This is a genomic window from Frigoribacterium sp. VKM Ac-2859 (genome assembly GCF_013204925.1).
GTDB lineage: Bacteria > Actinomycetota > Actinomycetes > Actinomycetales > Microbacteriaceae > Frigoribacterium.
Map to the genome: position 1 here is coordinate 758354 of NZ_JABMLC010000001.1, position 13679 is coordinate 772032.

At 69.7% G+C, this 13679-nt stretch carries 10 protein-coding genes; 1 reads left to right on the forward strand and 9 read right to left on the reverse strand.

From position 1 onward, the window contains the following. Window positions 1–26 precede the first annotated feature (26 nt). The 9 genes from HQQ78_RS03530 to HQQ78_RS03570 form a co-directional block, all read right to left on the reverse strand. A complete protein-coding gene (locus tag HQQ78_RS03530) occupies window positions 27–1280 on the reverse strand; it encodes a nucleotide sugar dehydrogenase (RefSeq protein ID WP_173151051.1) in 1254 nt (417 codons plus the stop codon). 75 nt (window positions 1281–1355) lie between these two features. Then, a complete protein-coding gene (locus tag HQQ78_RS03535; RefSeq protein WP_173151052.1) occupies window positions 1356–2405 on the reverse strand; it encodes an LCP family protein in 1050 nt (349 codons plus the stop codon). A gap of 111 nt (window positions 2406–2516) precedes the next feature. Then, window positions 2517–5147 carry a glycoside hydrolase family 2 protein gene (locus HQQ78_RS03540; protein ID WP_173151053.1) on the reverse strand — a complete coding sequence of 877 codons (2631 nt, stop codon included), beginning with the start codon at window positions 5145–5147 and terminating at the stop codon, window positions 2517–2519. Window positions 5148–5306: 159 nt separating this feature from the next. Beyond that, a complete protein-coding gene (locus HQQ78_RS03545) occupies window positions 5307–6122 on the reverse strand; it encodes an ABC transporter ATP-binding protein (protein ID WP_056046094.1) in 816 nt (271 codons plus the stop codon). Continuing rightward, window positions 6119–7036: an ABC transporter ATP-binding protein gene (locus HQQ78_RS03550; protein WP_173151054.1), complete on the reverse strand. Its 918-nt coding sequence runs from the start codon at window positions 7034–7036 to the stop codon at window positions 6119–6121. Before HQQ78_RS03550 ends, HQQ78_RS03545 begins: the two co-directional genes overlap by 4 nt. After that, on the reverse strand, window positions 7033–8028 hold the full coding sequence (locus tag HQQ78_RS03555; protein ID WP_082460275.1) for an ABC transporter permease: 996 nt from the start codon (window positions 8026–8028) through the stop codon (window positions 7033–7035). The genes HQQ78_RS03550 and HQQ78_RS03555 overlap by 4 nt, the downstream gene beginning before the upstream one ends. A 10-nt stretch (window positions 8029–8038) precedes the next feature. Further along, the gene (locus HQQ78_RS03560; RefSeq protein WP_123570318.1) at window positions 8039–9028 is read right to left on the reverse strand and encodes an ABC transporter permease; all 990 of its coding nucleotides are present in this window, start codon (window positions 9026–9028) and stop codon (window positions 8039–8041) included. Between the two features lie 34 nt (window positions 9029–9062). Further along, window positions 9063–10727 (reverse strand): ABC transporter substrate-binding protein, encoded by a 1665-nt coding sequence (locus HQQ78_RS03565; protein ID WP_173151055.1) that lies wholly within the window; start codon window positions 10725–10727, stop codon window positions 9063–9065. Window positions 10728–11314: 587 nt separating this feature from the next. Further along, complete coding sequence (locus HQQ78_RS03570; protein WP_216844149.1) at window positions 11315–12640, reverse strand: ROK family transcriptional regulator; 1326 nt, start codon at window positions 12638–12640, stop codon at window positions 11315–11317. Window positions 12641–12681: 41 nt separating this feature from the next. Here HQQ78_RS03570 and HQQ78_RS03575 point away from each other — a divergent pair, with 41 nt between their 5' ends. Then, window positions 12682–13566 (forward strand): LacI family DNA-binding transcriptional regulator, encoded by an 885-nt coding sequence (locus HQQ78_RS03575; RefSeq protein ID WP_173151056.1) that lies wholly within the window; start codon window positions 12682–12684, stop codon window positions 13564–13566. Window positions 13567–13679: the final 113 nt, after the last annotated feature.

Here is a 13679-nt window from a genome sequence, read left to right on the forward strand (position 1 = left end):
TCGGAGACGGATGCCGGAACAGACCATCAGAGTCTTTCCACTTCTGGCCCCGTGACCACGTTTCTCGCATCGAATACGGGGACTCCCGACGTCGACAATACGTTCAGTTCGATGTCAGCATGGTTGGTCAAGACGATGACCAAGTCCGCTTCGTCGACCGCGGCCTCGACTGAGGGGACCCGGACGACGCCCGACGGCCATCGGTGGTCTTCGACGTGGGAGTCGAGGCCGCTCACGACGGCACCGAGACCGAGGAGTAGCTCGATGATTCGGATAGACGGCGCTTCTCTGATGTCACCAGTATTCGGTTTGTACGCGAGTCCAACGAGACTGATCCGGGCTCCTCGAACCGACTTCGATCGATCGTTCAGCATGGTCATCACCCGCTGCACCACATAATTCGGCATGTGGTCGTTCACGTCGTTCGCAAGCTCGACGAAGCGGAAGTTCATACCGAGTTGCTTGCGTACCTGCCACGACAGGTAGCTCGGATCGACGGGTAGACAATGACCCCCCACGCCCGGGCCCGGTGTGAACTTCATGAATCCGAATGGCTTCGACGACGCTGCTTCGATGCTCTCCCAGACGTTGACTCCGAGTTGATCGGCGAAGATGGCCAACTCGTTCACGAGGGCTATATTGACGTGTCGAAAGGTGTTCTCCAGCAACTTCGTGAGCTCGGCCTCCTTCGTACCGGACACTGGCACGGTGGTGTCTACGAGTTCGTCGTAAAAGCCCTGAACGCTCCTCAGCGAAACTGGATTCATGCCCGAGACGACCTTCGGCGTCTCCTTGAATCCCCAGACTTTGTTGCCGGGGTCGATGCGCTCGGGGCTGTATCCAACGTAGAAATCCACGCCTGCTCGAAGGCCTGATCCGCTTTCGAGAATGGGCGACAGGAGTTCTTCTGTGGTGCCCGGGTAGGTCGTCGACTCGAGAATGACCGTGACCCCAGGCCTGACGAATGGCGCCAGTGATGCGGCTGACTTCTCGATGAAACTGAGATCGGGCAGGGAATCCCGCAACGGGGTGGGTACGGTGATGACCGCAAAATCGAAGCCGTCGACGTCTTCGTAGTGGGTGGTCGCCAGATAGCGACCACTGTCAAGCGCGCTCGTCAGCGTGGCATCGCTGATGTCATCGACGTACGATGTGCCGGCTTGAAGCAGTTCGATTCGATTGACGTCGAGGTCGATGCCTACGACGACGTGGCCTGCCTCGACCGCCCTCATGGCGACCGGCAGTCCCACGTACCCCTGACCTACGATGACCGTCTTCATTTTCGTGACTCTCTTTTGATCGTGACGCGACGACGCGAACACGTGCGATGCGGCGTGATTGCCAGATGAGTGCTGCTACTGACTGATGGGCAGGGTGTTCAACGAGTCGTTGGCCAGGGCGGCCTTGACGGCGTCGAGGCCGGGTTGGTCGACGTTCACGATGGACTGGCCTCCGACCGAGCCGGTGCCGGCCGTCGGGACGGTGAAGAAGTGCATCTTGGACGCGTCGATCGACCGCAGGCTGACACCGAGCGAAGCGATCGTTCCGATGTCGAATTGCTTGTCGACAGTGAGGTAGGGCGACATCGCCGTGACGAAAGCCGAGACCTTGCCCGGGTCGGTCAGCGTCGACCGGCTCAGGACCGTGTTCGCCAGGCCCTTGACGAACGCCTGTTGGTTCTTGACGCGGGTGAAGTCCGCGTCGGCAAAAGCATGACGTTCCCGGACGAAGCGGAGAGCCCGGTCGCCTTCGAGCTTGTTCAGACCGGCTACGTACGAGTACTCACCGGCTGAGAACGCCTGCGGCGAGAACACGTCGACCCCGCCCAGCGCCGTGGTCATGCCCTTGAAGCCCTCGAAGTCGATGATGGCCACGTGGTCGATCCGGACGCCGAGTAGCTGCTCGACGGTCTGCACGGTCAGGGGTGAGCCGCCGTAGGCGAAGGCCGCGTTGATCTTGTTCGAGCCGTGGCCGGGGATCGGCACGTAGAGGTCGCGCATGATCGACATCACGTAGACGTTCTCGCGGTCGGCGTCGACGTGCACGAGCATCATCGAGTCGGTCCGCTGGTCCGACGACGACGGGTCGTCGATGGTCGTCGCGTCGGCCCGGGAGTCCGAGCCCATCAGCAGGATGTTCATCGCCCCGTCGGATGCCGGCGCCGGACGCGTCGACTCCTCGGGGAAGGCCTGCTCGATCTTCGTCGCATTGTCGTTGAACGAGTTCGCCAGTCGCGACGCGTAGACGCCGCCCACGACCCCGACGATCACGATGACCCCCACCAGCACCGATGCCAGCGTGATCAGAGCGATGACCGGCTTCGAGCGACGACGCCTGCGCTTCTTCTGCGGCGTCGGCTCGCCACCGTCGCCCTCGTCCGGCGTCAGCGTGAAGATGTCGCTCATGCGGCTCGCTCCCCTAGCACTCGGTCACGGATCTCGGCCACAGCGCACCTGACTATAACAAGGAGCCGACGATTCCTCGCCGGACTCCCCCGCCCCGGACGACGGCCTCCGTCACCCGACCAACTCGTTCGCGGTACGCAACACCCGTTGCGCGACGAACTCCTCCCCCACGCCCACCACCTCGGACGCCACCATGAACACGGCCGCTTCGCCCGGCAGCAGCGTCACGAGCATCTCGTCCACGGTCGCGGCAGGGTCGACCTTGTCGACGAGCAGGGCCAGGTCACGCACGAACGAACCCGCCGTCACCTCGACCCGGTAGCCCGCGCCCGACCCCGAACCCTCGCCCAGCGCGGTCACCGACGTCGACAGCGACGCCGCGGCGAGCGCCGAGTCCCGCGGCTCGACCGGGAACCACAGTCCTCGTGAGACCCCGTCCACCGACGCCACGAGCAGCTCCGACTCCGGAGCGCCGAACGCCGCCACGGCCGGGGGCACCGGCACGGTCACCGTGTCGCGGGCCGCCACCGTGAGCGACACCTGCTCCGAGGCGAGGACGCGACCGTCGTACGCGACGCGACGCACCGTGACCGGGCCGGCCAGCGCCTCCTCGGTGTCGTTGACCACGACCACCGCGAGGCCGCCGTCCCGGGGCTGGATCGTCACGAGCCGGTCGGCGAACGCGTGCCGCATCGCGTAGAGCAGCGGCTTGCGCTGCCCGTCGCCGTCGACGGCGGCCCACGACGTCACCGGCCAGCAGTCGTTGATCTGCCACACCACGGCACCCCTGCACCGCGGGGCGTGCGACCGGAAGTGCTCGAGCGCCACCTGCACCGCGTTCGCCTGGTTCAGCTGCATCGCCCAGTGCCACGCCTCGATCTCGTCGGGCAGCCGGTAGTGCGCCAGCAGGCCGTCGGTCAGCTTGTCGTTGCCCTGCATGGCCTTCTGGTGCACGATCATGCCGGGCGACTCGGGCGTCAGCGGCTCGTCGTGGATCGCGCGGGTCATCGCCGACCAGGTCGGCGGCCCCTGCCAGCCGAACTCGGCCACGAAGCGCGGCACGACGTCGCGGTACGTCGGGTAGTCCTTGCGGTTCCACTGCTCCCACAAGTGGACCGACCCGTGGTCGGGGTCGCTCTGCGCCACGTCGAGGCTGCCCGACCAGGGGCTGCCCGCCGCGTACGGACGCCCCGGGTCGAGCTCGCCCACCAGCGCCGGCAGCAGGTCGAGGTAGTAGCCCAGCCCCCAGGTCGCCCCGTCGAGCCGGCGCTCCCAGCCCCACTCGTCGTGGCCCCAGATGTTCTCGTTGTTGCCCGTCCACAGCACCAGGCTCGGGTGGGTCATGAGCCGCGTCACGTTGTCGCGCACCTCGGCCTCGACCTCGCCGCGCAGCGGGTCCTCCTCCGCGTAGGCGGCACAGGCGAAGAGGAAGTCCTGCCAGGTGAGCATGCCGCGCTCGTCGCACAGCTCGTAGAAGTCGTCGGACTCGAAGATGCCGCCGCCCCACACCCGCAGCAGGTTCACGTTGCCGAACTCGGCCTGCTCGATGCGCTCCCGGTAGCGGTCGCGTCCGATGCGGTGCGGGAACGCGTCGTCGGGGATCCAGTTCGCCCCCTTGATCCACAACGGCTCTCCGTTCACCACCACCGTGAAGCTCGTGCCGACCTCGTCGGGCTCGACCCGCACCTCGACGGTGCGGAACCCGATCCGCGACGACCACTCGTCGAGCACGTCGCCCGCCCGCTCCCCGTCACCCGAGGAGGCGCGGGTCGCGTCGACCCCGTCGCCGTCACCCCCCGAGGAGGCGCGGCCCGCGTCCCCGTCCCCTCCCCCGGTCACCGAGACCGTCACGTCGTAGAGCGGCTGCCCGCCGTGACCCCGCGGCCACCAGAGCTCGGGGTCGTCGACGACCACCTGCACGACGACGGAGTCCGCGCCCGGCTCGACCCGCGCCTCCTGCGTGACGTCGCCGACGGTCGCCCGGACGGTCACCGACTCGGCCGCCGCCCCGGCCGACGCCCCCGCCCGCTCGAGGTCGACGTGCACGTCGACGACGCCGCGCGACCCGTCGACCGTCACGACCGGTCGGACCGACGCCAGCCGCACCGACGACCACGACTCGAGCGTCACCGGCTTCCAGATGCCCGAGGTCGCCGTGTCGAGTCCCCAGTCCCAGCCGAAGCTGCACGCCATCTTGCGGATCGCGTTGTAGGGGTGGTGGTTCACGTGCGGCCTGTAGCCGAGTGCCAGGCTCTGCGCGTCGGCGTAGGCCACCGGCGACCCGAAACGCACCTCGAGATCGTTCGAGCCCTCGCGCAGCCGTCCGTCGACCCCGACCCGGTAGGTGCGGTGCTGGTTGCGCGTCTCGGCGACGACCTCGCCGTTGAGCAGCACGGTGGCCACGGTGTCGAGGCCCGCGAAGACCAGCTCGTGACGGTCGTGCCCGTCGGGCCGCCAGTCGAAGGTCGTCGCGTACGACCAGTCGGCCTGGCCGATCCAGGCGAGCAGGTGCTCGTTCGCGTCCAGGTACGGGTCGACGATCAGACCGGCCGCCAGCAGGTCGGTGTGCACCGTGCCCGGGACGGTCGCGGGCACGTCGACGGCCGCGATCTCGGGAGGCACGGGGCCCGCGGTGCTGCGCAGGCTCCAGCCGGTGTGCAGGGTGCGGACGGCGCGCTGCGTCGCGCGGGTCGTGGTGCCGGTGGTGGTGGTGTCGGTGGTGGTGGTGTCGGTGGTGCTCATGTCGCTCCCAGCGATCGAGGGTGTGGCGTGGGGTCGGGCCCGCCCACCATGAACCCCGTTTCGAACGAAACACCCGGAAGCAACGGGGTGCAACGTTCGAAACCGGGTTCATGGCCGGGCGGATGGGGCGCGGTTCAGGCGCAGGAGGGGCGGTGCCGGTCAGGCGCGGGCGGCGCGCCGCTCGGCGATGCGCTTCTCGGGGTCGGGCGCGGCCTCGGCGAGCTGCTGCGTGTAGGGGTGCTGCGGGTTCAGGATGACCTCGTCGGGGGTCCCGCGCTCGACCACCTGCCCCTTGTACATCACGAGGATCTCGTCCGAGAAGTGGCGGGCCGTCGCCAGGTCGTGCGTGATGTAGAGCACGCCGAGGTCCTCCTGCCGCTGCAGGTCGGCCAGCAGGTTGAGCACCCCGAGCCGGATCGACACGTCGAGCATCGAGACCGGCTCGTCCGCGATGAGGATGCGCGGCTCGGGCGCCAGGGCCCGGGCGATCGCCACGCGCTGCCGCTGCCCACCCGACAGCTCGTGCGGTCGACGCGCGGCGACGTCGGCGGCCGGGCCGAGCTGCACCCGCCCGAGCAGGTCGCGCACCTTCTCGTCGACCGTCGAGCGGGTCGCCTTGCCGTGCAGCAGCAGCGGCCGCGCCAGGTGGTGCCCGATCGAGTGGAACGGGTTGAGCGAGGCGAACGGGTCCTGGAAGACCATCTGCACGTCGCTGCGGTAGCGCCGGAGGGCCTCGCCGTGCCGGGGCGCCACCGCACCGTCGAGCACGATCGAGCCGCTCGTCGGCCGTTCGAGCTGCAGCAGCATCTTGGCGATGGTCGACTTGCCGCTGCCGCTCTCACCGACCAGGGCCACCGTCTTGCCGGCCTCCAGCGTGAAGCTGACGTCGTCCACCGCGCGCAGGCGACCCTTCTCGCCCCGGCCCCCGCGCACCCGGTAGTCCTTGACGACGTTCCGGAACTCGAGCGTGCTCACGCCGCGCCTCCTGTGCTCGTGGCGACGGACGTCGCCCGTTCGTGCCCCGAGGAGGCGCGGGTCGCGCCGTCCCCGGCCGTCTCGTCGACCCCGCTGCGGATGAACGCCCCGCGGTCGCCCGTGAGGCTCGGGAACGACCCGAGCAGCTTCTTCGTGTACTCGTGCTGCGGGTTCGTGTAGAGCTCGGTGGACTCCCCGATCTCGACGATCTCGCCCGCGCGCATCACGGCGATGCGGTCGCTGATCTCGAGCAGCAACGGCAGGTCGTGGGTGATGAAGATGACCGCGAAGCCCAACTCGTCGCGCAACCGCCCGATCTCGCGCAGGATCTCGCGCTGCACCACGACGTCGAGGGCGGTGGTCGGCTCGTCCATGATCATCATCTGCGGGCCGAGGGCGAGCGCCATCGCGATCATCACGCGCTGGCGCATGCCGCCCGAGAGTTCGTGCGGATACGACCGGAGCCGGTTGCGGTCGACCCCGACGGTCTCGAGCAGCTTGCCCGCCCGCTCGACGCGGTCGGCCTTCTTCCAGTACGGCCGGTGCGTCTTGAAGACGTCCTCGAGCTGGGCCTGGATCGTCGTCACCGGGTTGAGCGCGTTCATCGCCCCCTGGAACACCATCGACAGCTTGTCCCAGCGGAACGCCCGCAACGCCTTGTCGTCGAGCTCGGGCAGCAGGATGTCGGCGCCCTCGGCGTCGTGGAAGACCACCCGACCGCCCGTGATCACGGCCGGCGACTTGAGCAGCCGGTTGATGCCGTAGGCGAGCGTCGTCTTGCCGCAGCCCGACTCGCCCGCCAGCCCGAGGATCTCGCCCCGGGCCAGCTCGAAGCTGACGTTCTTGACGGCGTGCACGGGGTGCTCGACGGCGTAGTCGACGCTGAAGTCCTCGACGGTCAGGACGGTGCTCATGCGGTGGCCCCCTCGGTGGTGCCGGCGGCGGCCTCGGCCCGCGCCAGTCGCTTGCGGTCGGCCCGGCTGACGCCGGCCCGGGTCTGGTCGCGCAGCTTCGGGTTGATGATCTCGTCGATGGCGAAGTTCATCAGCGACAGCGCGCACCCCAGCAGCGCGATCATCAGCCCCGGCGGCACGAACCACCACCAGGCGCCGAGTCGTAGAGCGAGCCCGTTCTGCGCGAAGTAGAGCATCGAGCCCCAGGTGAACTGGCCCGAGACGCCGAGCCCCAGGAACGACAGTCCCGCCTCGGCGAGGATCGCGAAGATCACCGCGAACAAGAACTGGCTGGCCAGCACCGGCAGCACGTTGGGCAGGATCTCGACGGCGACGATGCGCCAGGTCTTCTCGCCCGACACCCGCGACGCGGCGACGTAGTCGCGCGACCGCAGGCTCAGCGTGATGGCGCGCAGCACGCGGGCGCTGGCCGCCCAGCTCGTGATGACGATCACGAAGGCGATCACCACGAGGCCCTTCTGCGGCACGTAGCTCGACACGATGATGGCGAGCGGCAGGCCGGGGATCACCAGCACGACGTTCGAGAACAGCGAGAACGCCTCGTCGACGAACCCGCCGACGTAGGTGCCGATCACGCCGAAGACGATGGCCAACGCCATCGCGACGACGCCGACCAGCACGCCGATCAGCAGCGAGCCGCGGGTCGCGTACGCCAGCTGGGCGAAGACGTCCTGCCCGGTCTGCGTGGTGCCGAGCAGGTGCTCGCCGCTCGGGGCGCTCAGGCCGACGTCGCTGATGGCCTGCGGGTTCTGGACGACGAACGGGAAGACCAGGCCGAACAGGGCGATGGCGGCGATCATGCCCGCCCCCACCCAGAGCTTGGGCGTCACGTGCGGGAAGACCCGCTTGAGGCCCTTCCGGCCGGTGCCCGCGCCGCTGTCGCCGGTGGGCGAGTTCGGGTCGGCGAGCTGGCCGAGGTCGATCGTGGACATGCTCGTCGTCCTAACGCTTGGCGCGCGTGCGCGGGTCGATGAAGCCGTACATCAGGTCGACGATGAAGTTCGTCCCCAGCACGGCGAGGGTGATGACCAGGAAGATGCCCTGCATCAGCGCGTAGTCGTTGTTCTGCGTCGCCGTGAAGAGCGCGTTGCCGATGCCCGGGTACGAGAACACCTGCTCGGTCACGATCGAGCCGGACACGACGAACCCGAGCGAGATCGCGAAGCCCGCGAACTGCGGCAGCACCGCGTTGCGGGCCGCATAGCTCTGGCGGATGCGCATCGGCGACAGGCCCTTGGCCTCGGCGGTGACGATGTAGTCCTCGCTGAGGGTCGACACCATCATGTTGCGCATGCCGAGCAGCCAGCCGCCGACCGACGAGATGATGATCGTCAACGCCGGCAGCGTGCCGTAGAGCACCGCGCTCTGGACGAACGTCCAGTTGAGCCCCGGCGTCGCCTCGTACACGTTGTAGCCGCCCGACAGCGGGAACACCCGCAGGACGCTGCCGAACACGTACAACAGGATGAGCGCGAGCCAGAAGTACGGCACCGCCTGGAACATCGTCGTCACCGGGATGAAGTTGTCCAGCACCGAGCCACGCTTCCAGCCGGCGAGGGTCCCGAGACCCACCCCGAAGACGAACGACAGGATCGTCGCGATGCCGATCAGGGCGATCGTCCACGGGATGGCCTGGCCGATGATGGTCGACACCCCGGCCGGGAAGTACGACACCGAGATGCCGAGGTCCCCCCGGGCCAGGTTGCCGAGGTACTGCACGTACTGCGAGAACAGGGGTTCGTCCGAGTCGGAACCGAGAAGGAGGCGCAGGCTGGTCACGGTCGCCTCGCTGACCGGTCCCTTCTGCTGCATCTTGGCCAGCAGGATGTCCACCGGGTCACCGGGCAGCAACCGCGGGATGAAGAAGTTCAGCGTCAGGGCCGCGAACAACGCGACCGCGTAGAAGCCGACCTTCTGCGCGACGTACCTCATCCGCGCCTCCTGACCTTCTCGGTCCCGACCACGGTCACTTGAGCTTCAGGTTCAGGACGGTCTGGGCGTTGTCCCAGGTCTTCCACGTCGCCGGGAAGTTCTCGGTGTCGTCGTCGCCCGTGGGCCAGCCGGTCACCTTCGCGCTGTTGAACTCGGTGAGCGTGGACTGCAGCAGCACGGGGATGTACGGCATGTCCGCCACGATCTCCTTCTGGATCGTGAAGTACTGCTCGGTCTTCGCCGCGACGTCGTCGGTCTGCTCGGCCGCGACGATCGCGGCGTCGACGGTCGGGTTCGAGTAGCGGGCGAAGTTGTTGATCGCCTGCTCGCCCACCGGCGAGGTCGTCGTCGAGTCGAAGTTGCCGTTGTAGAGGTAGTACGGGTCGGTCGAGGGGCCCTGGCCGAGCGAGTCCATCGTGAGCTGGAACTGCCCGTTGTTGCGGGCGGCGACCCACTCGTTGTACGACTTGGCGCTCTGCGTGATCTCGATGCCGACCGCGCGCAGCTGCTCGGCCATGGCGTCGATCGCCGCGATGTAGTCCGAGTAGCCGGTGACGACCTGGATCTCGAGCTGCAGCTTCTGGCCGTCCTTGGCGTAGATGCCGTCCGAGCCCTTCGCGTAGCCGGCCGACTGCAGGAGCGCGTCGGCGCCCGCGGTGTCGGCCGTCATCGGCGTCTCCTTCTCGACGTCGGGGCTGATGTAGTCGTCGTCACGACCGAGGGTCATGAAGGTCGGCGAGATCTGCTTGTTCGTGCCCGAGAAGGCCAGGTCGTTCAGCTGGTCGCGGTTCATCGCCTTGTAGATCGCCTGGCGCACGGCCGGGTCGGTCTGCGGGCCCGTGCAGCCGAGGTCGGCGTTCGAGCAGGTCATCAACGTGATCTGCTGCAGCGGGGTGGCGACGTAGCTGACGTCGGGGTTGCTGCCGAGCACCTTGTCGGCCTCGGGGATGAAGATGCTCGACCAGTCGAGGTCGCCGCCGACGATCGCGTCGGTGGCCGAGGTGTTGTTCGCCAGGGCGATGTACCGGATGCTCTTGACCTCGGGCTTGCCCGACTGCCAGTAGTTCGGGTTCGCCTTGTAGACGTAGCTCTGCGGGGTGAAGGTGTCGAGCATGTAGGGCCCGGTGCCGATCGGCTTCTCGACCGGGTCGGTCGCGATGTCGGCGAGCTTCGAGAAGACGTGCTCGGGCACGATCGCGGCCTGGCCGAGGATGTCCGGGCCCTTGACGAACGACGTGTCGGCGAAGGTGAAGACCACCGTGTCGTCGTCCGTGGCCTCGACGGTGCCCTCGAAGCCGACGCGGTTCAGCTCGGGCTTGTCGAGCATCGTCTGGAACGTGTACGCGACGTCGTCCGCCGTGAAGTCCTCGCCGTCGCTCCACTGCACGCCGGTGCGCAGGTCGACCGTCAGCTCGGTGCCGTCGTCGTTCCACTCGTAGTCCTCACCCAGCATGGGCTTGGGGTCGGCGCCGGTGAGCACGTTGTAGTAGAAGAGCTGCTCGTAGAGCAGGCCCTGCGAGGTGCTGTCGGCCGTGGCCGAGAACGGGTTGAAGTTGGCCGTGAGGTCGCCCGCCGGGCCCGTGTTGGCGGTGATGCCGCCTTCGTCGCCGCCGCTCGAGGCGCTGCAGCCGGTGAGCGCGAGGCCCGCGGCGGTCGCGAGTGCGATCGCACCGAACCCGACCCGTCGGCGGTTGGTCATGGAGAGAGGCATCGTCGACCCTTCGTCGTGCCAGGCGCCGTCGCCTGGTCCCGGGGTCTTTCTTAGACGACTTACGTAAGCGAGTCAAGAAAGTCGTGAGGACGTGTCGGGATCGTGACCCGCGCCTCCTGCGGTGCCGAGGCGAACCACACCGGCCCGACCCGCGCTCGCCCGGCCCGCACCACACCGCGTTTCGTGCACGGCACCCCGACTAGACGCGGTGTGCTGCACGGAACGCGGCGCGGAGACGTGCGGGCCCGCCCGGCAGCGGGTGCATGCCGTGCGGCGCACCTTCCCCACGCACCGCACCGCGTTTCGTGCACGGCACCCCGACGAGACGCGGTGTGCTGCACGGAACGCGGCGCGGAGGCGTGTGGGCCCGCCGGGCAGCGGGTGCATGCCGTGCGGCGCACCTTCCCCACACACCGCACCGCGTTTCGTGCACGGCACCCCGACTAGAGGCGGTGCGCTGCACGGAACGCGGCGCGGAGACGTGCGGGCCCGCCCGGGCCGCCGACCGGACCCGGTGCAGTGCACGACTCGCGGTGCCGAGGAGGCGCGGGCCGGGTCCGGGCACCGTCGCGGGGTCAGCGCGAGATGGCGCGTTGCACGACGAGGGCGGCCGCACCGATCGCGGCCGCGTCGCGCGGGTCGGTCGAGACCTCGACCCTCGTGGTGTGCACGCCCCGCGAGAACGCCGTGCGGGCCAGGGCCTCGACGGCCGCCCGGGCGTAGATCGAGCCGGCGACCGCGACCCCGGGGCCGCTCAGCACGACGCGGTCGAGGTCGAGCAGGTTGGCGAGCGTGACGACTCCCGCGGCCAGCTGCTCGGCGGCGCGCGTGACGAGCCCGTCGGCCGCGGCGTGACCGGCGATCGCCGCGCGGGCGAGCAGGTCGAAGTCGCGCGCGACCCCGCCCGGCGCCCAGGCGAGGCCGAGGTCGTCGAACGCGGCGGCGTCGCGACGGGCCCGGGCCACGACGGCCCCGGGCGACGCCGCGAGCTCGAGGCAGCCGCGGTTGCCGCAGTAGCAGGGCTCGCCGTCGAGGTCGATCGACACGTGGCCGAGCTCTCCGGCACCCGAACTCGCGCCCCGGTGCAGGGCCCCGTCGAGCACGATGCCCGAGCCGACCCCCGTGCCGAGGTAGACGCAGGCGAAGGTCTCGGAGCGCGGCACCTGGCGACTCCAGAACTCGCCGAGCGCGGCGGCCGCCGCATCGTTGTCGACGATCACGGGCAGGCCGAGGCGCAGGGCCAGCGCGGCGTGCAGCCCGGCGTGGAGGGCGCTCTCGGTCGACCGGGGCCCGGTGCGCACCCCGTGGGCGAGGGTGGCGCGGGGACCGACGACGGCCAGGCCGGCCACCGCCCCGCTCGCGAGGCCGAGGCTGCCGACGACGTCGTGGAAGCCGTCGACGATGCGGACCGCGGCGGCCGTGACGTCGTCGGACGTGGCGGGCCCGGCGTCGACCTGCAGGCGCCCGACGACTCCCCCGCGCATGTCGGTGACGACGTAGGTGAGCGCGTCCTCGCCGATCTGCACGCCCATGCCGTAGACGGCACGCGGGTTGATCTCGACCATCGTGCGCGGCTTGCCACCGGTCGACGCGACCCGGCCGGTCTCCCGGACGAGCCCCTCGTCCAGCAGCCGCCGGACGATCGTCGAGATCGACGCCTGCGTCAGCCCGCTGGCCTGGGCGAGCTCGACGCGGCTGATCGGGCCCGACGACCGCACGAGGTCGACCACGAGTTCGCGGCTGGTCTGCGGCGCGGGCTGGGGCGCCGGCTGGGGCGCCGGCTGCGAGGCGGGCTGCGTCGCGGGCTGTGCCGGGGTGGGCGGCGAGGCGTGCGACCGCCACGGCGTCGCGGGCCGGGCAGGGGGCTGCGTCGGGGTCCGGTCGGGGTCGCGGGTCACCACGGGCGTCGCTCCGACCTGTCGGGGGCTGTAGGTTCGGGCGCATGACCGACTCGATCGTCGACACCCGGGTGGCCCCTGCCGGGCCGGGCGACCGCCGTCGTGTCGGTCTCGCCCTCGTCCGCCCCGGCGAGATCTTGGGGGCGGAGCCGTTCTACCACGAACTGATCGCCGGCATCGAACGGGTGCTGCGCCCCCGCGGCCACACCCTGCTGCTGCAGGCCCTCGCCGACCGCGACGCCGAGCTGTCGGCCTACCGGCGGTGGGCGGCCTCGGGCGACTTCGGCGCGGTCGTGCTCGTCGACCTCACCGACGACGACCCCCGACCGGCCCTGCTGCGCGAGCTCGGCCTGCCCGCGGTCGTGCTCGGCGACCCCGCCCTCTCGGGAGACCTGCCCGCCGTCTGGACCGGCGACGGCGTCGCCATGCGCGACACCGTCGCCGCGCTCGTCGCGGACGGGCACCGTCGACTCGCGCACGTGTCGGGCCCGGGAGCGCTGCTGCACACGCAGGTCAGGCAGGAGGCGCTGGTCACCGCGAGTCGCGCCTCCTCGTCCGTGGTCGAGACGATCGAGGGCGACTACTCGTGGGACGCCGGCGCGGCCGCCCTCTCGCGTCTGCTCTCGGGGCCGACGCCGCCGACGGCCGTCGTCTTCGACAACGACCAGATGGCGCTCGGCGGCCTCGCCGCGGCGCAGCGACTCGGGGTCGAGGTGCCGACGCGACTGACGCTCGTGGCGTGGGACGACTCGTCGCAGTGCCAGTTGTCGACGCCCCCGCTCTCGGCGGTCAGCCACGACGTGCAACGCCTCGGCGAGGTGGCCGCGGGCATGCTGCTCGGCGTGCTGGCGGGAGAGGCCGTGGCGTCGGTCGAGGCGCCACCCGCGTCGCTCGTGCGGCGAGGGTCGTCGGGGCCCGCGCCGGTCTGACGCCCCGCCCGCCGAGCCGCCGGCCCCGGCGTCGACTCTCACCCAGGTGAAACAGGGGTGACGCGACAACCACCCTGCGCATTCCGGACAGTTCGGTGGGTTTCTCTCAGGTT

What these genes read in the sequence shown, in the direction of transcription:
- HQQ78_RS03530 (WP_173151051.1), bottom strand. Translation starts at nt 1,280, where the DNA reads ATGAAGACGGTCATCGTAGGTCAGGGGTACGTGGGACTGCCGGTCGCC.
- HQQ78_RS03535 (WP_173151052.1), bottom strand. Translation starts at nt 2,405, where the DNA reads ATGAGCGACATCTTCACGCTGACGCCGGACGAGGGCGACGGTGGCGAG.
- HQQ78_RS03540 (WP_173151053.1), bottom strand. Translation starts at nt 5,147, where the DNA reads ATGAGCACCACCGACACCACCACCACCGACACCACCACCACCGGCACC.
- HQQ78_RS03550 (WP_173151054.1), bottom strand. Translation starts at nt 7,036, where the DNA reads ATGAGCACCGTCCTGACCGTCGAGGACTTCAGCGTCGACTACGCCGTC.
- HQQ78_RS03555 (WP_082460275.1), bottom strand. Translation starts at nt 8,028, where the DNA reads ATGTCCACGATCGACCTCGGCCAGCTCGCCGACCCGAACTCGCCCACC.
- HQQ78_RS03560 (WP_123570318.1), bottom strand. Translation starts at nt 9,028, where the DNA reads ATGAGGTACGTCGCGCAGAAGGTCGGCTTCTACGCGGTCGCGTTGTTC.
- HQQ78_RS03565 (WP_173151055.1), bottom strand. Translation starts at nt 10,727, where the DNA reads ATGACCAACCGCCGACGGGTCGGGTTCGGTGCGATCGCACTCGCGACC.
- HQQ78_RS03575 (WP_173151056.1), top strand. Translation starts at nt 12,682, where the DNA reads ATGACCGACTCGATCGTCGACACCCGGGTGGCCCCTGCCGGGCCGGGC.